Source organism: Nostoc sp., from assembly GCF_036919815.1.
Lineage (GTDB): Bacteria > Cyanobacteriota > Cyanobacteriia > Cyanobacteriales > Nostocaceae > Nostoc.
In genome coordinates this window covers 86,456-104,437 of the sequence record NZ_JBALCE010000091.1, presented here as the reverse complement: position 1 = coordinate 104,437, position 17,982 = coordinate 86,456, and the positions used below count along the sequence as shown (strand labels likewise).

Below are 17,982 nucleotides of genomic sequence, written 5' to 3'. Positions count from 1 at the left end.
GCGATCGCTTTTTCGGGGGCTGTCTGCGTGAGTAGTTATGAAGATATCAGTATTTTAACTCACATCTTCGGCAGCTTTGGTCAGGCTTGCATTTCTTTAGGGCGATGTCTACGACGGGCTACGCCTACGCACGCTGATTAACCTTCATGCTAGGAGCGATCGCTTTTTCGGGGGCGTTCTGCGTGAGTACTTATGAAGATATCAGGATTTTAACTCACATCTTCGGCAGCTTTGGTTAGGACTACGTTTCTGTTGGCGATCGCAATTGTCTTAACAGAAGTTCTCTTACCCAAGTTTTCTAAGCGATGCTTTCACTTAGCTGGTACTGGCGGTAATCGTGAGAGAATGGAATAATAATCTTGGGCAGCTAATCATGAAGCGAGAATTTAATGTGATTATCGAGCGGGATACAGATGGCTACTTTGTCGCTTCGGTTCCTAATCTTGCTGGGTGTCATACGCAAGCTAAATCTTTAGATGAGTTAATGGAACGTATCCGAGAAGCTATCGAACTCTGTTTGGAATTTGAGGAAGAACAGGATTCATTGGATTTTGTGGGTGTCCAACGAGTTGCAGTTGAAGTATGAGCCAACTGCCAAGTTTGACAGGACGTGAAGTCATTGCAGCCCTTGGCAAAATAGGTTTTGAAGTTGCTAGGGTGCGCGGAAGTCATCATATTTTGATACATAATGATGGGCGTCGAACGGTGGTTCCAATACATTCTGGTGAAACAATTGGTCGGGGTTTGCTAGCACAAATACTGCGCGATTGCCAGATAAGCCGTGACGAGTTTAAGTCCCTGTTATGATATATAAGGTTGCCTATGCGGTAATTGGGCATAGAGAGCGAGAAGTAGTTGGTAGGATATTAGAATATCTATGGGATGCGTATCGCGCAGCTAACGTACCGAACAAGATTAGGCGATCGCACGCTGATCAACCATCATACATGAGCGATCGCTTTTATTGTTTGACTCTCGCTATCAGATAAGCGATCGCACTTGGAATATGAGGCGATCGCACGCTGATCAACCTTAACCTTATTGTGGATATTTTTTTTCTTGTTTTTCAATAAACTCGTCCATTTCTTGATGTTGTATACCTTCTTTATCTAATACGCCCTCTAAGCGTGTTCTATGAAGGTTGCCTAATCCGTAAAGTAAATAACCTTTAGCTTTGGCTTGTTTAATATGTTGGTACATAGAAAAATCTCTTGCATTCTCAGCTTGCATTTCTGGATCATTTTTATCTTGACTAAAGTCCGGCTTATTGACTTCCCAATTCTCATCAAAATTATTTCTATCTTCTTCCTTCGCCTTTTCTTTTTTCTGTTTTATTTTTTCTTCTGCATGCTTTTCAAAAGCAGTACGAAAACCAGTAAAAATCTTCCAATTAGTTACGTTTTCTTTGTTTTCTAACTGTTCTCTATTATTATTCATGAGAGAATCAAGGATTAGACGATTATTTTGGTAAATCTGGTACAAACCTGAGTTACGATCACAATTAATGGCAACTATTCTCGCTGATTTCATTAGATATAGTTCAGAATCTCCTGCGCGTAAAAGAGCGTCAATAGATTTGAACCCATATAAAATTCTTAATGCTTTTGGATAAAAATCCTCGGCTTTATGACTATTTCTATTATCATCTACCAAATTCATTTTCTTATTAAATGTTTTCTCCCGTTCAGTAATTATCTTTTCAATTTCGGAATTCTTTTCCGGTGGAAATTCAACATATGCTTCATACATAAATTTCTTTGTATGTACTGCGTTTACTATATCAGTTAATGTAGTTCTCCTATGATTTTCTCCTAGTACAATTAGTTGATTCTCAAGACGGATCCAGGCTTTTTCCTTTTCCACAAATCCTATCTTTTCTGTCTTATCTTTGGCAAATTTATATAGTTCATCTTTACTATCAAAGTATCTGACTGGATCATCGGTTAACATCTTCTCTATTTCCCGTCCTTTTACACCTTTAGCTAAAAAATTATATTTATTATATTTAGTCTTTTCTCTATATTCATTGCCTTCATTTGTTTCAGACAAATCATTTTTTATCATAACTTTTCTTTGTATTAGCTCACCCTTATCTTCCTTAGACTCAAGTTTTTCTACACTAGATGACAGAGGCTTCATCTTTGAATTAATGGTACTTGATTGCTGCTGAGATTGAATTGCGTTCATCCTTTGCTGCACAACGTGTGTAAGCTCATGGGCAATTAACTCTTGCCCCCCTCGGCTCCCCGGCTGATACGCCCCGTGTCGAAAGAAGACATCCTGCCCCGTCGTAAACGCCTTCGCCTGTATCGACCGATTCAACTGGTCAGCCCGAGTATCAGTGTGAACCTTCACCCTACTGAAATCAGCCCCAAATCCTAGCTCCATCGGTTTACGGATATTCTTTGCCAATGGCTGTCCCCCACCCTGTACCTGATTGATGGATGCTTCCAAATCTTGTGTTGCTGCCATACCACCGTTTGACACACGACGCTGCACCATCGGTTTCATTTGCAATTCTTCATCAGGCAAAGACTCACCCTGAAGTTTATCGCTCTGTGGCTGATGAATCCTTTGCACAACCTGACGCGCTGTTTCGTCAGCTTCTTGCTCATACTTATCTCCAGGCTCACCAATTGTCAGCTTTGCCTGAATTGGTGTTGCTGTATCTCGGCTTCTGATTGGAATATTGGCAAAGTTATGACTAAATCGAGTTGCTCTTTCCAGTGGAGAATTCAATAATCCATCCATCTTGGCTTGCAGCACAGTCAGCCGTTCTTGCCCCTCTGGCGTAATCTTGCCATATTTTGCTTGTAATTCCAGTCCAGTTGCCTCAAACTTCTGTTCTGCAAAGGCTTCATCCTCTATGTCAGTTTGTGTCACAGGTGCAACTGATGCTTTTTGTATTTGGCTACCAAACGGTCTATACGCCAATTTAGGGTTTTGTTCTGCTGCTTGGGAATTCGTATTGATGGATGAGGGAGTCTTTGACAATCTGTTATACATTGTTTTTACAAGTACTGTACTTGGCAGTCAAGCTGACATTAAGTTTTCGGTCTACTGACTTTGAGTAATATCTTTATCGAAATGAATACATATGTAGTAGTCTATAGAATTATTTGTTTACTGAAAAACCTATTCATCTCTCTTCAGATAGAGATTACTATTGCTATAATGTAAAATTTAATTAATTATGCACAAAGTAAAATCTAAAATTCGCCTCAGCATCCACCTAACTAAACCACTGAATGGAAGCAAGAGGCTTGTCTTGCAGAATTTTTTCTACTGTTTGCAGAATATCTTCCACGAATATTAAAGGTTAAACAGTTACTAGATGCATTTATTCACTTTGGACTAGTAATCATATACAACTGAATAAATACTTAAAAAAATAAAATTAAATTTATATGGGTACAATTTTTACATAGAAATTAATCTTCAAATAAATAAAATTCGGTTATTCCGCCACTTTTATGGTAAGTAAGTGGGTCAAATTAAATATAAAACCTCACCCTGCCTCCGGTTTCCCTCTCCGATACTTTGGAGAGGGATTGAGGGTGAGGTTTGATCTTATATTTAATTACGCCTACCTACTTAGAGCCACTAAGCTTATTATCAAATAATGTACATGGAAATCATGAAAGCCGTTGTGTGTCAGGTTTTAAACCTGTCAAGCAACAAGTTTCTAGTATTACGTTCCATAAAAGAGCCGATAGAGCCTAAAATTCTTAGTGTGAAACTTCCGAGTAGCATTACTTCTTTAGTGCCAGAGTCAAACCATCTGCGATCGCAATTAAACTCAGACTAACTCGCTGGTCTTGATGCAGCTTCTGATTAAAGGCACGAATCCTTTTAGTTCTATTATCTTGCACTTCGGGGTCGGCAACCTTCCCTGACCAGAGAACATTATCGATCGCAATCAGTCCCCCCGATCGCACTAATTGCAGCGATCGCTCATAATAAGCATCATAGTTGCTCTTATCTGCATCAATGAAGGCAAAATCAAAAGTTTCCGCTTCTCCCGTTGCCAGTAACCGATCCAAAGTCTCCAAAGCTGGGGCAATGTGCAGTTGAATTTTATCCGCCACTCCTGCTTGTTGCCAATAGCGCCGAGCGATCGTGGTAAATTCCTCACTAATATCACAGGCTACTAGCTTACCGTCCCTCGGTAACGCCAACGCCACCACCAGGGAACTATAACCTGTAAATACCCCAATTTCCAAAGTTTTCTTAGCTCCTAGCAACTCTACCAGTAACGCCAAAAATTGCCCCTGTTCGGGAGCAATCTGCATTCTCCCGATTGGATGCTGGGCTGTTTCCTGTCTCAGTTGGGTTAAAATTTCCGGTTCTCGGAGAGAGACTGATAATAAATAGTCATAGAGGTTTTGTTCGAGTCCTAGTGTTTGAGTTGTCATAATATGCGTTTTTCTTTTGCCTAAATCCTCTACACTAATTCTCTGGTTTTATCATAAATATGCAGAAAACCTCGAAATGCAATCTTCAAAATCCAAAAAGTTAGGACTTACGTAAAACTAGACGCGCTCAGGGGCAATTCATGAATTCTCCCTACCTGACAACTTCCCTCTCCTTGATAATGAGAGGGGCTGGGGGTGAGGTTTAAAAATGTACTTCATGTAAACGAGAACCGCTATATTGACAGTTTAAATAAATTCAACCTATCGTCTGGAATAACACTCGACTGTTGTGTAATAACTTCATAATTGAACTTTGATCACCCAGAGGTTTTTGTCATGCTTATCGATCTATTGAGCCGCAAAAAAACTCATTTTGTTTTGTGGCGTCCGAGTGTTTCAGAACTAGCTCCCACTCTCTACATTGGCAATACTGCTCCCGAAAGCCCAGACAGATTAGCTCAATTCAAAGAAATTCCGCTTCGTCAATCAACAGAATTTCCAGAATTGTGGGAAGTTTCGGCTCAAGAATCTGGTCTAACTGAAGGACAGGTGTACTTTTACTGGTTTAAAGTCCGCAACGCAGATCCTTACGACTCTGCTAATGCTAACCAAATTCTCTACTGCACAGATCCAACAGCAACGACTGTGGATCGACGCTTACTTGCACCAACGCCGTCAGAATCGGGAGGCGTTACTAGCTCCGATCCGGCAAGTGTCGTGCTTTATCAAAATGGGACGCTGATTCCCTGTGATCCCGAAGGGCAAACTGTAAACTGGGAAGGCGATGCTCCTTTAGAGACGCTGCCAACCAATAATCAACTGGTGATTTACGAATTACCAACCCGATGGACAAAGATTAACTCAAATGGATTGATTGAAGAAGGAACCGGCACATTTCGTGACATACTGGCACTGTTGATCCCAGAAGCGATCGCTCCGACTTTTCCCATAGTCAGCGCCTTGAATGACCGCGCTCATCTTGTGGAACTGGGAATCAACGCCCTAGAACTTCTGCCACCAGAAGATAGTGATGATAATCTCAATTGGGGCTATGGTACAGGAAATTATTTTGCAGCAGATTTTGATTTAGGACGCCCAGATAGCCAGTCAGCACCGACTGCTTCGACTGATTTAGCTAATCTGATCAAAGTTTGCCATCAGCAAGGGTTGCGCTTTTTTGTGGATCTGGTGATGGCATTCTCGCGGAATAATCCTTACCATAACGTTAATTTTTTGGAATTTTACATCAAATGGGCTAGTGGTGATCCAGAACAAGGGTCAAGAGATGGCTTTGGTGGCGATTTATTTAAGTACAACTATTGGGTAGAGGGCTATAACCCGATTACTGGGCAAAAGTCCTGGCTTGTCCCAGCCCGTGAATATTTAAAAGCCCATATTGCCCACTGGTTGGAATACTATCGGGTTGATGGTCTGCGGTTGGATAGCGTCAACAATATTGCCAACTATGACTTTTTGCAGGAATTCAAGGATTTTGCCCGCAGCCTTTGGGACAAAAGAGGCGGAAGTAGCGTTAGCGTTCGCGCAGCGTCTCGTAGAGAAGCGGTAGCGACGTTAGGAGCGTCTCGCTTCCTCGTAGTTGGCGAAGAGTTGAGTGTACCCCTATCTCTCATCCAACAAAATCGTCTGGATGGACTTTGGAATGAAAAGTTTAAGCAAATCATCCGACAGGTGATTTTAGGTAAGAATGCCTGGGATGAACCTAGTTTTGAATGGAGTATCCGCAAACTAATTGATTGCCGAAATTTAGGCTTTACAGATGGTTCTCAGGCGGTAAACTATATAACTTCCCATGATGTTGGCGGTTATGGTAACGAGCGTTTTTTCAGCTACCTTGTTAGTAATGGAATTGATCATACTGAACCGCGCATTAAGTTGGCATTTGTCTGCCTGCTTACTTCTGTGGGAATTCCCATGATCCTTGCCGGAGAAGAATTTGCCGATCAGCAGGATTTGCCACCAACGGATGAGCATAAGCAGATTGACCCAGTTAACTACAGCCGTGTGAATGATGATTGGCGGCAACGAATTTTCCAATACGTTGTTAGGTTGATTCGCTTGCGTAAAGCTTCAGATGCTTTAGCTGTAAATGATACTCAATTTATTCATGTTGACTTTAATGATGGTAAACGAGTTGTAGTCTGGCAGCGTGGTAGTAAAGCTGATGAATTAGTAGTCGTTGTGGCGAATTTCTCTGACTATGGCACTTCTGTTGGTTCTGAGTACAGAGTCCCGAATTGGCCTGCAACCCCAGTTGGCAAGCAGTGGAAGGAAATTACTCAAGAGCGGATAGTTCCATCTGAATGGGTAGGTAGAGAAGGTATTTTCCCGTGGGAAGCTAAAGTGTACGCTCTAGTTTAATTTCAATGCCGCTCAGTGAAAGAAATGTTAGGTCAGGTTTGGTACTTCAACCTGACTTAAAGCGATCGCAAGACTAATGATTGTGTCAAAAGCGATCGCCCAGGATATTTGTCCATAAAGTTACTAACTGTGTAGAGATATTGCATAGCAAGTCTTTGTTTGAGTTACTCGCCTAAACCCTTCTAGAATTAAAACTATCGTCGGAAATTTTATTAATAAACTTGCTTTGATTCTGGGAGGTATGATGAGTCGTCCAATAATTCTTGGTATTGTCGGCGACAGCGCTGCTGGGAAAACAACACTAACACGAGGAATTGCTCAGGTACTCGGCCCAGAAAATGTCACGATCATTTGTACAGATGATTATCACCGTTACGATCGCCAACAACGTGCAGAAATTGGGATCACTGCTCTCCACCCGGACTGCAACCACTTAGATATTATGCAGCAACACCTATCGCTGCTACGCACAGGACAGCCAATTCTGAAGCCAGTTTACAGCCATAAAACCGGCACATTCGAGGCACCACAGTACATCAAGCCGAATAAATTCGTGATTATTGAGGGATTACTCGGTTATTCTACTCGTGCTGCGCGTGACTCTTACGACGTGAAAGTTTACCTTGCACCCCCGGAAACACTACGCGCTAAGTGGAAAGTTAATCGGGATACCCAAAAGCGTGGCTACAGTGCTGAACAAGTGTTAGCGGAACTAGAAAAGCGCGAACCAGACTCAGCACAATTTATTCGTCCGCAACGGCAATGGTCTGATATCGTCATTAGTTTCTACCCGCCCACTGAGGACGATGGTGAAACTAATGGGCACCTAAATGTGCGTCTGGTACTACGTCCGACAATTCCCCACCCAGATTTTACCCAGATTATCAACTCTGGTTATGGTAATTCCTCTTCAGCGATCCGCTTGGGGCTAGACAGAGATATGAGTAAGCCCGTAGATGTCTTAGAAGTTGATGGTCATGCCACCTTAGAACAGGTGAATCAGCTAGAGCATATTATTTGTTCCGATATGCCTCATTTACGAAATATTTGCAATCGTGAAAGTAATCCAGAACTGGGTAAAATTGCTGGTACAACTGGGGAAACAATCCAAAGTTACCCTCTTGCTCTCACCCAGCTAATCATTACCTACCACATGCTCAAAGCGACGCAAATGTATCAATAATTGGGATAGAGAGTGGGGAGTAGGGTAAGTTTTTCAAAGCTGCAGCACTGCGAATTTCATAGTTTAGTGGGATGCTTGACCCTTCTGATTGATTCTGTAACCAGGGAATTACTAAAGTATTTGGTAGCCTATGCCCCATAGACGTAAAATATCACGACAACCATCATCAAAAGCGTCTTGAAAATTGATCATTTGAAAGCTCGATAACACCCAAGAAAGCTGCTCATAATCACAATGCTGATAGATAATTGGAACAATCTTATTTTCAAACCGATTCTGTTGGAGGGCGAATATTAACTCCCGCTTAACCCACATTGAATCTACAGAGTTTGGAGACAGTACGACAAGGAACCAATCACATCTTTTTAGTGCATTTCCAATCTCATCATGCCATTGCTGTGCGCCTAAAATGTTCGTTTTGCTATACCAAACTGGAATGCCATGATAACGCAGAACCTCTACCAATTTAGAAACAAATTCTTGATCTCGGCTTGAATGGGAAAGAAAAGCTTCACTTGGGATCATTTTTGGAAACTCCACTCCTGTTAAGCAGCAGCTTTTTTGAGAGCTTGGGTAATATTTCTCAAAGCTTCCTCATCGTTCTCAATATTTGATATGTAAATCACCCCAAATTTCTTCAGAATCCAGGGAATTTTCAGTTCTAATTCAGAAAGTTGTTCAGAAGGAGCAGCAAGGACAGGAATTACTCGGCCTTTATAGCCCTGTTCGCCTAGAGCATAGCCTACTTCGGCATTTATGTAGGGAGAATCAACCGAGTTAGGCGTCAGTAAAACAACCATTGCATCAGACTCTCGAAGCTCATTAGCAATAAGTTCTGCCCAGTTATCGCCCGGAAAGATTTGAGTATCGTTCCAAACTTGGAAATCTGCATTTCGCAGAGCATCAGCAATTTGCCTAACTAAATTTGTATCTTTAGAACTGTGGCTGATAAATACATTCATCTCATCTTCTATCTCAAATGTGTTCAACTAATAGACTAAATCCAATTTTATCTAAATTTTGTGGCAAGTATTTGGAAAGATGGTGTTATTAAAGGTGTCTCTACAGAGGAACTAGAGATAAAATTCCCCATAATTAAAGATTTTCTCAAATAAAGATGATTTTTAGAGCAAACAAGGGATAAATAAGGATAGTTACATCTTTAGTGACGATTTTCTTAGTTTTCTATGACCTATTGCCTCAGAATTGCCGACTTACCTACAAATGAGCGTCCGCGTGAGCGATTAATGACGCATGGTGCCAAAATTTTAGCCACAGCAGAGTTAATCGCAATTCTTCTAGGCACTGGACAAGGGCCAGGGAAACTCTCGGCTGTAGGTTTGGGACAATATATTTTGAGCGAATTAGCCAAACACCAACGTGATCCTTTGGCAGTTATGCGAGAAGTTACCCCTGCTGAATTGATGCAAATTTCTGGTGTTGGCCCGGCGAAGGCGACAAGTATCTTAGCAGCAATTGAATTGGGCAAACGCGCCTTTCAGTCTCGTCCCAATGATGGCACATTAATTGATAGCCCACTTGCTGCTGCTGCTACCCTCAGTCAAGATTTGATGTGGCAGATACAAGAACGTTTTGCAGTGGTGCTATTGGATGTTAAAAATCGCTTATTGGGTACGCAAGTAATTACCATTGGTACTGCAACCGAAACCTTAGCCTCTCCCCGTGATATCTTTCGAGAAGTTATTCGTCAAGGTGCAACGCGGGTAATAGTTGCCCACAACCATCCTTCTGGGAATCTTGAACCCAGCCAGGAAGATATAGAATTGACGCGTCAGTTATTAGCAGGGGCGCAGCTTTTGGGCATTCCGGTACTAGATCATCTGATTTTGGGAAATGGCAATCATCAAAGTTTACGGGAACTGACAACCTTGTGGGATGAGCATCCACAGGGGGATTAAATAATTCGTAATTCGTAATTAAGTTTTGCAACAAAGATTTAGATCCCGCCACAAAACTTGCTGCTTGTTAGAAGCTCAAGCAACTTAAACCCCCAGAATTTGTGAAAAGGGAGCATCTCAGTTTTGCTCCCTCTCCTTACTAAGGAGAGGGCTGGGGTGAGGTTTAGGCATTCTACGAAAGTGAGATGCCCCCGATTAAATTAACAGGACGCAAAGATCCAAAGAGCTATTTCATGAATTTTGAATTGTTAAGCTTCATCTACCCAATAAAGATAATATCGTTCACTATCCACCCAGGCTCTCTGAAAATCTTTGATCGGAACAATCTTTAAGTCATTGCGGTTGATATTCAGTTTTTTATTTAAAATTAGCAAAATTTTCTTTTGCTCATCTTGATTTTTGAGTAGAGAATTAATTTGGCTTAATATCTCCGTTTGTTCGACTTCTTGACGACCTTTTTTAAATAGGGTAAAGCTTCCCATTTTCTGAAGCTCAGGATAGTAAAACTTTCGATTGAGATAACCCGCTAAAGGAGCCATATTTGCATCTCGACTGGCAACAATAAACTCATTCTCTAACCTAGCTTTTTGAATATATTGGGCTGTTTCTCGACTTGCAGAAAATGGTACAACTAAATCTCTTGAAAAACTATAAATACCTCCTCCAAACTGGACATAAAGAATTAACATCAAAGCGATATGATGCCATTTGTTCACAAATTCAATTGAATTGGGACGAATAGAAAACTTGTTGAGTAAAACTGTAGACTCTTGATAATAACTTCCCAGCCATAAAGCCGCTATCAGAACTAAATAGAAATGCCCAAAATGCCGAGGCATACCGAGAAATCTGAAGTAGGTAAAGGCAAATATTACACAATTTCCTATAATGTAGAAAAATAGAGGAACTGGTTTTTTAGATAATTTAATCAAGTTTAAAATTACAATGAATAGAGCAATTGCCGCACAAACAATTAAATCTAGCCATCTTTTGTGTGCAGGAATAATTAATAAATAACTACCAAAGACTCTACCTATGCTTCTCAATAAATGACGGATATCTAGTTGCATTATCCAACCATTATTTAACCCACCATAAAGATAACTATCTATCGGAGGAGTAAGAATATAAATGGATAAAATAAAAGACAATGTGATAAGTACAATACTTAAAAATAAGTCATACTTTTGGCTTTGACTAAAATAATGCTGGCGATGTTCGCTATCAAAACAAAATTCAGCTAGTAAAGTCAATGATAAAGAAAATGATACCAATAAACCATAAGCACTACTATTTGCTAGTAAACCCAATAAAATTGCTAAATAAACATAAGTTATTTTTCTGGATGAAAAAACCGTACAGAATGCAAAAATGAACAACATACTAAAGGCATAATTTCGAGAAATTAAAAGATATTCATAAAAAGGAAAAAACCCAAAGGAAAATAGAAATTTTTGTTGAGAATTAAAAGGGCTATATAGGCAAAAAAGAGCAACTGAAACAACTGTAATTGCCCAATGAAAAATTTGCATAATCATCGGATTATCCACTATTTTTCTGAGAATTGCCAGAGAAAAATACCAGAGAACAGGATGACCTTCATAATGAATATTTGCAATTAAATCGCTTAAAGATTCACTATCTCTGACAATCAGCCAGGGATTTAGTTCATCTCGCCACATCGAATGGTTGAGAATACCTATTAAACCAAGAACAGAAAAAATAATGATAATAAACCAAGGAGAATGAAAAGGCAATCTCGAAGTATATTTGATAATTTTTGTGTTTAGCATTATTAGTTCAGAATGAAATTTATCAGGTCAACCTTCTGTTTGATTATTCGGCAAAATATTCTCAAGCATAGACGCTAATTCTTTATTTAAGCGACCAGATTTGACAAATTCTGCATAAGTATCTGCCTCAATTGCTAACAGTTCTCGTCGTAATTGTTCCGTTATAAAAGTCTGAAGATTAGGGTACTGATCTTGTAATTTGTCAATTTTCGTCCGTAAATCTGCAAGTTCACCTTTAATTAGTGTCTCATGATAACGGCGAAACTCTGGGTCGATACCGGGGCGTTGGTCTGCCTGGAGGTGTTGCAAAACACGTTCTAGAGCGACATGACGGGCAACTAATTCTAAATATTGCTCACGTAAGGGTGCATCACCTAGTAAATTGAGTTTTTCCAGCAAAGGTTTGATGGTCAATCCTTGAACAAGTAGAGTAAATAAAACTACTCCAAACACCGTAGCGATGATTTTTTCTCGCTCTGGCATTGTCGTTGGTACACTCAATGCCAGGGCAATGGAAACGGAACCGCGTAACCCACCCCACCATAGAATAGTTTGTTCTGGTAATAGAAATTTCGGATTTGGTGATGCTAACGCTTAATTTCCTGAGAATGTAAATAGCAATTGCTCGCATCACAATCATTGCTGCCACTGTCACCATAATGATTTGCAGGTTTTCGCCTAAACTAGCAAAGCGTATTTGGTCGCCAATCAGCAAGAAGACAATTGAGTTAACAAAGAATGCCAAAAATTCCCAAAATTCGGAGATAATAATCCGGGTGCGGGGATTCATGCCGATACGAGAGCCAAAGTTGCCCAGAATTAAACCTGTGGTGACAACTCCAATTACTCCAGAACCGCCTAAGTCTTCGGTAATCAGGTAAGTGCTGTAGGCGGAAACTAGGGTTAAGGATTGTTCCACCAAGGGCAAATCAAAGCGCTGGGTAAAGTAGGAAATGCTAAATCCGATAAAAGCTCCCACCGCTACACCGATACCAACAACTGAAAATAACTTCACTAAAATTGGCTGGAATTCCAATTCCACAGTTCCCAAAGATAACGCCACCAAAAAACCAAAGGCAACTACAGCCATGCCATCATTGAACAAGCTTTCGCCTTCCATTAAGGTGACAAGACGACTATCTATGCCCAGTTCACGAAACAAAGCGGTGACAGAAACAGGGTCAGTTGCAGCAAGGCTGGCTGCGATCAGTAAAGCTGTACTTAGGGAAATGCCAGCGAGTTGATTGAGAACGATCGCTACCCCGGCGATCGCAATTACCACCCCAAACACCGCATATAGGCAAATAGGTACTAAATCCCGCTTCAGTTCTGACCATTTTAAATTCCATGCGGCTTCAAACAATAGCGGTGGTAAAAAAATGAACAAAATTAATTCCGGGGAAAGGGTTACTAAACGGACATCCGCAAACGCTAACCCTAAGCCGACAATTACCAATAGTAAGGTGTAAGGTATATGGCGAAACCAGCTAAATATCTGCGGTAGTGTCGCCACACTTAGAGACACCGAAAGCACCAACAGAAACTGCTTAAGATTGTTTGTAATAATTTCCTGGGCGATCGCTGATTCAAGCACCATAGCGAAATTCCTGGTATGATTTTACATTTATTACCTCCTGTGCGTTAGCGAAGCTTCTCCAAATGAGGTTCGCTAGCTTTGGTTTATTGTCCAACACTGCGGCCTTAATTATTGATGCCATGATTATTGCACCTCTGATGTTGCCAAAGCGAAAAACTGAAAAATTGATTGCCGATTTAAAAGCAAATGGAGAAAATGAATGAAATTGGTTGAACGCCTGTTAGCAATATTAGAGAGGTGCTAGAACACCGATTCAGTATTCAGAGTCATGACGAAAAATTTGGGTTTATTTTAGAGGATGTTTGAAAAGTTCTTTGTGATGTATCAAAGACTTGTAGATCCTCCTAAATCCACGCCACATGCTATCCTGCGGGTTCTCCGAAGGAGTACAATTCGGGAAACCGCAAGGGCGCAGTGGCTTCCCGATAAATTGGGAGACTTTGATTCCGGTTCCCCCTTTTTTAAGGGGGGTTAGGGGGGATCTTTATACAACTTGATACTTTTCAAACAACCTCTTAGGTGCAAGCAGAAAGCTCTAAATAATAACAGTTATGAGAGATAAATAATATGAACATACTTCAAAAACTACTTATTCCAATTCTGGTTGTTATTCCTGGCATTTTTTTTATAGCCTACTGTTGGGTTGGCAATATTTTCCCCTTACTACTTGGCGAGAAAATCTGGTTTCATAAAAACCCTGATGTAATGGAAAAAGAAGTTCTACACACATTACCTGTCGGCAGCTCCGTTGATAAAGCTAAAGTAATAATGAAGCGAAATGGCTTTAAATGTGAAGATGTCCAAAACGGAGTCTATTACAGATATAGAGATATTAGAATAGATTACAGCGAAGGTACTGAACATAGCCACGTAAATTTTCTAGACTGTAGAATTAATAGACTTTCCCTAATTAACACGCAATACTGGTGGACACAAATTGAGTATAGAGATAAAAGTGTTACACATATTTCTGTGTCATATCGTAATGTAGGACTTGAATTTGTCTAATTAGTCGTGTCTGAAAAATAGAAAAATACTAGTGTACGTACATGACTGTTCCTGATATTTTTGGATTTAAACGCAAAGGAACGCATTCGCAAAGCGTCTCGCAGAGAAGGAAACACAAAGGAAAGGTACGCAGGGTCTAATACGCTTGGGTTAAGGCTTAACTCTTTGTCAAATTCAATTTTTTTTAACGTAGACGCGGAGCGGCTTGCCGCAGGCTACCACCTTCTCTGCGAGAGGCTTCCGCCAACGCGTAGCGTCTCGCAGAGAAGGACGCATTCGCGTAGCGTCTCGTAGAGAAGAACGCATTCGCGCAGCGTCTCGCAGAGAAGGAAGAAATGCTTAACTGAACTGTATTGACGCAGAGTCTTGCTAAGTTAACTCGCTACAAATTAATGAAATGCTGTACTTAGCACTAATGGAAATAACAAAATTATTCCAGCAGAGATTTTTTCAATTGTAATTTTTAACCTGGTATTTTTCGAGCAATTCTTTAACTTGAGCAGCCACCAAAGGATGTGGATCTTTTTCTAACTGGGGAAGGATTTGCAGGAGAACGCGATGTGAAACCATATTTAAGTATGCGATCGCAGCTTCTCTAACAAAGCCGGTTGGATGACGCAAACTCACTAAAATCTCAGAACTTGTCAGTGGGATGCGAGTCACTTTAGCCAAATGAAAACAGCAAGCTAGACACCAATCAGAAAGGAAGTTACTTAACATCAGCAATCTGTGGAGGCGATCGCTAATTACCATATTCTCATATTCTCCGATCTTCGCTTCTATAAGATGTTGCAATTTTTCTGACTGCGGTCGGTTATCTAAAATATTCAGCAATAAAGACTTTGAAGACAAAGTTATGGTATGCTCTAAGATTTCTAACCCCCGCGCTAAGTTTACCACTGAGAGCGATCGCAGATTGAACGCTGCTGCCTGCATCTTTTCTGGCGAGTAAAGCAGTTTTAGTAGCAGTAGTAGCCGCTCTTTGACATCCAATTCCAATTCTAAAAGGGCGCGTTCGAGTAATTCACAAACAATCACAATCCTCTGACTGGATTGATGATTTTCTTTTTGGTCTAATGTTTTAAAGTCAATGTATGCGGCGTAAATCTCACCTAAAAACTTTAATTCCTGCTTGATTAAATTTTCTACCCGACTTTCATAAAATCGATCAACTAAACCTGTAATTCCTGGTTGTTTATGTATTTTTACTAAGCTGCGAAGAATATGATCCCTAGTAATACCACAAGATGTTTCCAAATTTTCCCATAAAGTCTCCAATGCTTCTTGGGTGCCAATTTGAGCAATGGTGCGCCAAGCGTACATCCGCACTACTTCCGGTTTATAAATATTAGTAGCCAACCGCAACAGCATTTCTAAAGCTTCATTTTCCAGTCGCACTAGGGCTGACATTGCTGTACTGCGGGTTGATTTGTAATAAAGTGCTGCAATCAGTGCCGAATAGTACTCTTCTAAATGAGTCGCTGCAATCATTTCCAATACGGCACAGCGCACCCGTAAAGACTCATCTTGTAATAAATTCGGGATGTGAATCCGCAACGCCTGCAAATAAACTGCTTCTCTGAGCGCCCTGACTCCATTCACGCGTTCGCGTTCTAGCTTATGAGTCAACATCCGGCGCATGGTTTGGGTAGCTGCTACCTTTTGCATCGGCGTTCCCTGACGTAAGACTAAAGCGGCGGCGGTGGCGCGGATGAGTGAGTTTTGGCGGGGGTTCAGGTATTCTTCTAGGAGGCTTAAATTCGGATTTGGTTCAGCCAGCCAAATGTATCGCAGTGCTAAAGCAAAAACTTCGGGGTTAGTTTCTTGAGATTGTTCTAACAAAGGACGGATGGCGGCTAGATAAGTGGGATTTGCACCTGCCATCAGCATCACTTCCAAACTTTGGCGCTGCAAATCTGGGGTTAACTTAACTAGTAGAGGTGCTAAAACCTCCGCAGCTCCTGGGGAGTCTATTTGGGCTAAAAGTTCAATGCAAGAGCGTTTATCAGCCTCGCTGCCTTTTTCTGCTAAAGCTTTGACTACCCCCTGCTTGAAGAATCGTAAGCCCACATTGGTTGCACTCAATTGACCCCGGGCCACACTCAAGACTAACAGTTCAACATAGCGCGATCGCAATTCCCAAACTACTGTTAAACAGGTGCCAGCGATCAGCATTGTTTCTGCTACCAACACCCATTTTTGCATTGGTACAGGTACAAACCGCCCACAAAACAATAGAGTTACAAAAATTAGCGCTCCTGTCAAACCTGTAGCGATTGCTTCGGCAGTTCCACCAGATAAAGTCTGCATCCGGCTGCGAATTGCCTCTGGAATCGGTTGGTACAAGATGGGTCCGCTACTCATGACAAAGGTGTAGCGCAGAAGTTCATCGCAGAATTTGACAATTATCAGACCCCAGAAAAAGCTTTGCGATTGCATGGCTGGAATTAAATGCAGCAATACCAGCACTCCTGGTAGGGAAAAGCCGACGGTGATTGGTAAAAGCGTGGCTGTGAAAAATACTCCCATCCGTTCGATGATTCGGCTGGAAACAAACCACTGCAACGACAACTCACACAGTCCTAACATCCCCCCAAAAAGACCCAAGAAACTAGCGAGTTCTCGGTCACTCAAATTGGCTTGGAGTTCACGCAGATATTGAAAATCTACTAACAACCCAATGACTTGCAATAAACCCACAAAGGCAAACAACGAAAAGACATAGCGCTTCAGTGGACTTTTAATAAAACGCTGTCGTGAGCCTTGTTCTTCAGGAATTAGTCTTTGTGGGGTTTCAGGAAAAGCTGCTCGATAGTGATTAGTTAAATAAAATAGAATCCCCGATCCGAATAAAATCACTATACAGGCGATGAGGATAATCTTATTCAGCGAGGTGTATTGCACTAGCCAAGGTAAACTAAAACCACTGATTACATCTGCTACCAAAAGACCACTACTCACCAGTGGGTAAGTGCGCTTAATCTCCCGAATGTTAAATAGTTGGTTGGCGACGATGGAGGTGTTAAGGTCATTGACTACATAAAGTGCATCTACCCATAGCCGCAGCAGAAATACCGAAATCACTGCCAAGTAGGAAAAATGCGATCCCCAACGGACTAAAATTAATAAAACTAATGGTATCAACATGCAAGGTGCGATCGCTACAATCACCCGGCGTAACGGAAAAATCCTTTGCAGCCAAGAGTATAAAAAAACCAGTCCTGCACTCATTGCAGCACTGAAAATATACATCCACGGCAGTAGGTTAGTCCCATATTCATCTAAAAACAGCGCCACTGTACTGTCCTCTGCCCACCGCAATCCTACAGATACAGTTGTGTAAAAAAGAAACATCAACTGAGTTCGTTCGCTCTCCTCTGGTCGGAGATTCACCCACTGTAGTAGTCGTGGTAAAGCAACTTTATTTGCCGCCAACCAGTGATTTTTCAGTTCCATGCAATTTTATTTTCTGGTAGGATCACCGTGTAAGGGGAGCGTGGGAGCAGGGGAAGTAAATTCTCTCTCATCTCCCACCCTGTGAAAAGCTAAAGCTACATCTCCTGGAAATAGCAAAAGTCCTGAGCAACTGAGTATTATGTTTCCCATTCCGGCTTCAGGACTATCGATTTTAGATAAATTTAAATGGACTTAGAGGTAGAAGGACGCAGATGTGCATTGGTGTAAACTT

At 41.2% G+C, this 17,982-nt stretch carries 15 protein-coding genes and 1 pseudogene; 9 read left to right on the top strand and 7 right to left on the bottom strand.

Going from position 1 to position 17,982, the window contains the following annotated elements; all coding sequences use genetic code 11:
* Positions 1-373 precede the first annotated feature (373 nt).
* Genes V7K15_RS21725 through V7K15_RS21715 form a run of 3 tightly spaced genes read left to right on the top strand, consistent with a single transcriptional unit; the run spans position 374 to position 989 of the window.
* On the top strand, positions 374-586 hold the full coding sequence (locus V7K15_RS21725; RefSeq protein ID WP_334908645.1) for a type II toxin-antitoxin system HicB family antitoxin: 213 nt from the start codon (positions 374-376) through the stop codon (positions 584-586).
* The gene (locus tag V7K15_RS21720; RefSeq protein WP_334908643.1) at positions 583-807 is read left to right on the top strand and encodes a type II toxin-antitoxin system HicA family toxin; all 225 of its coding nucleotides are present in this window, start codon (positions 583-585) and stop codon (positions 805-807) included. Before V7K15_RS21725 ends, V7K15_RS21720 begins: the two co-directional genes overlap by 4 nt.
* Positions 804-989 carry a hypothetical protein gene (locus V7K15_RS21715; protein WP_334908641.1) on the top strand — a complete coding sequence of 62 codons (186 nt, stop codon included), beginning with the start codon at positions 804-806 and terminating at the stop codon, positions 987-989. The genes V7K15_RS21720 and V7K15_RS21715 overlap by 4 nt, the downstream gene beginning before the upstream one ends.
* 49 nt (positions 990-1,038) lie before the next feature.
* Here V7K15_RS21715 and V7K15_RS21710 read toward each other — a convergent pair whose 3' ends face one another.
* On the bottom strand, positions 1,039-2,994 hold the full coding sequence (locus tag V7K15_RS21710) for an eCIS core domain-containing protein (protein WP_334908639.1): 1,956 nt from the start codon (positions 2,992-2,994) through the stop codon (positions 1,039-1,041).
* A gap of 758 nt (positions 2,995-3,752) precedes the next feature.
* A complete protein-coding gene (locus V7K15_RS21705; RefSeq protein ID WP_334908637.1) occupies positions 3,753-4,415 on the bottom strand; it encodes a class I SAM-dependent methyltransferase in 663 nt (220 codons plus the stop codon).
* A 336-nt stretch (positions 4,416-4,751) separates the two neighbouring features.
* Between V7K15_RS21705 and V7K15_RS21700 the strand changes: the two genes are divergently transcribed.
* Positions 4,752-6,794: an alpha-amylase family glycosyl hydrolase gene (locus tag V7K15_RS21700; protein WP_334908635.1), complete on the top strand. Its 2,043-nt coding sequence runs from the start codon at positions 4,752-4,754 to the stop codon at positions 6,792-6,794.
* Positions 6,795-7,038: 244 nt separating this feature from the next.
* Positions 7,039-7,977 carry a phosphoribulokinase gene (locus V7K15_RS21695; RefSeq protein WP_334908694.1) on the top strand — a complete coding sequence of 313 codons (939 nt, stop codon included), beginning with the start codon at positions 7,039-7,041 and terminating at the stop codon, positions 7,975-7,977.
* 111 nt (positions 7,978-8,088) lie between these two features.
* On the opposite strand, the gene V7K15_RS21690 is transcribed toward V7K15_RS21695, so the two are convergent.
* Together V7K15_RS21690 and V7K15_RS21685 are read right to left on the bottom strand one after the other, a co-directional pair.
* A complete protein-coding gene (locus V7K15_RS21690; RefSeq protein WP_334908633.1) occupies positions 8,089-8,502 on the bottom strand; it encodes a toll/interleukin-1 receptor domain-containing protein in 414 nt (137 codons plus the stop codon).
* A 20-nt stretch (positions 8,503-8,522) separates the two neighbouring features.
* A complete protein-coding gene (locus V7K15_RS21685; RefSeq protein WP_334908631.1) occupies positions 8,523-8,939 on the bottom strand; it encodes a toll/interleukin-1 receptor domain-containing protein in 417 nt (138 codons plus the stop codon).
* 225 nt (positions 8,940-9,164) lie between these two features.
* Here V7K15_RS21685 and radC point away from each other — a divergent pair, with 225 nt between their 5' ends.
* Positions 9,165-9,896, top strand: a complete 732-nt coding sequence (radC, locus tag V7K15_RS21680; RefSeq protein WP_334908628.1) for a RadC family protein — start codon at positions 9,165-9,167, stop codon at positions 9,894-9,896.
* Between the two features lie 248 nt (positions 9,897-10,144).
* Here the strand turns inward: radC and V7K15_RS21675 are convergent, their stop codons facing one another.
* Positions 10,145-11,689, bottom strand: coding sequence for a hypothetical protein (locus V7K15_RS21675; RefSeq protein ID WP_334908626.1), 1,545 nt, complete (start codon positions 11,687-11,689; stop codon positions 10,145-10,147).
* A 27-nt stretch (positions 11,690-11,716) separates the two neighbouring features.
* Positions 11,717-13,286: pseudogene (locus V7K15_RS21670) on the bottom strand (cation:proton antiporter).
* A 62-nt stretch (positions 13,287-13,348) separates the two neighbouring features.
* Here V7K15_RS21670 and V7K15_RS21665 point away from each other — a divergent pair.
* From V7K15_RS21665 to V7K15_RS21655, 3 genes are all read left to right on the top strand, one after another.
* Positions 13,349-13,489 carry a hypothetical protein gene (locus V7K15_RS21665; RefSeq protein WP_334908624.1) on the top strand — a complete coding sequence of 47 codons (141 nt, stop codon included), beginning with the start codon at positions 13,349-13,351 and terminating at the stop codon, positions 13,487-13,489.
* 364 nt (positions 13,490-13,853) lie between these two features.
* Positions 13,854-14,294: a hypothetical protein gene (locus V7K15_RS21660; protein WP_334908622.1), complete on the top strand. Its 441-nt coding sequence runs from the start codon at positions 13,854-13,856 to the stop codon at positions 14,292-14,294.
* 205 nt (positions 14,295-14,499) lie between these two features.
* Entirely contained in the window at positions 14,500-14,637 is a 138-nt protein-coding gene (locus V7K15_RS21655) for a hypothetical protein (protein WP_334908620.1), read from the top strand.
* A 107-nt stretch (positions 14,638-14,744) separates the two neighbouring features.
* Here V7K15_RS21655 and V7K15_RS21650 read toward each other — a convergent pair whose 3' ends face one another.
* Positions 14,745-17,750: an MFS transporter gene (locus V7K15_RS21650; protein ID WP_334908618.1), complete on the bottom strand. Its 3,006-nt coding sequence runs from the start codon at positions 17,748-17,750 to the stop codon at positions 14,745-14,747.
* Between the last annotated feature and the right edge of the window lie 232 nt (positions 17,751-17,982).

Excerpts from the sequence above, each read along its gene's own strand:
- V7K15_RS21665 (WP_334908624.1), top strand. The coding sequence starts at position 13,349 with ATGAGGTTCGCTAGCTTTGGTTTATTGTCCAACACTGCGGCCTTAATT.
- V7K15_RS21720 (WP_334908643.1), top strand. The coding sequence starts at position 583 with ATGAGCCAACTGCCAAGTTTGACAGGACGTGAAGTCATTGCAGCCCTT.
- V7K15_RS21650 (WP_334908618.1), bottom strand. The coding sequence starts at position 17,750 with ATGGAACTGAAAAATCACTGGTTGGCGGCAAATAAAGTTGCTTTACCA.
- V7K15_RS21660 (WP_334908622.1), top strand. The coding sequence starts at position 13,854 with ATGAACATACTTCAAAAACTACTTATTCCAATTCTGGTTGTTATTCCT.
- V7K15_RS21715 (WP_334908641.1), top strand. The coding sequence starts at position 804 with ATGATATATAAGGTTGCCTATGCGGTAATTGGGCATAGAGAGCGAGAA.
- V7K15_RS21725 (WP_334908645.1), top strand. The coding sequence starts at position 374 with ATGAAGCGAGAATTTAATGTGATTATCGAGCGGGATACAGATGGCTAC.
- V7K15_RS21685 (WP_334908631.1), bottom strand. The coding sequence starts at position 8,939 with ATGAATGTATTTATCAGCCACAGTTCTAAAGATACAAATTTAGTTAGG.
- V7K15_RS21700 (WP_334908635.1), top strand. The coding sequence starts at position 4,752 with ATGCTTATCGATCTATTGAGCCGCAAAAAAACTCATTTTGTTTTGTGG.
- V7K15_RS21705 (WP_334908637.1), bottom strand. The coding sequence starts at position 4,415 with ATGACAACTCAAACACTAGGACTCGAACAAAACCTCTATGACTATTTA.
- V7K15_RS21675 (WP_334908626.1), bottom strand. The coding sequence starts at position 11,689 with ATGCTAAACACAAAAATTATCAAATATACTTCGAGATTGCCTTTTCAT.
- V7K15_RS21690 (WP_334908633.1), bottom strand. The coding sequence starts at position 8,502 with ATGATCCCAAGTGAAGCTTTTCTTTCCCATTCAAGCCGAGATCAAGAA.
- V7K15_RS21695 (WP_334908694.1), top strand. The coding sequence starts at position 7,039 with ATGAGTCGTCCAATAATTCTTGGTATTGTCGGCGACAGCGCTGCTGGG.
- radC (WP_334908628.1), top strand. The coding sequence starts at position 9,165 with ATGACCTATTGCCTCAGAATTGCCGACTTACCTACAAATGAGCGTCCG.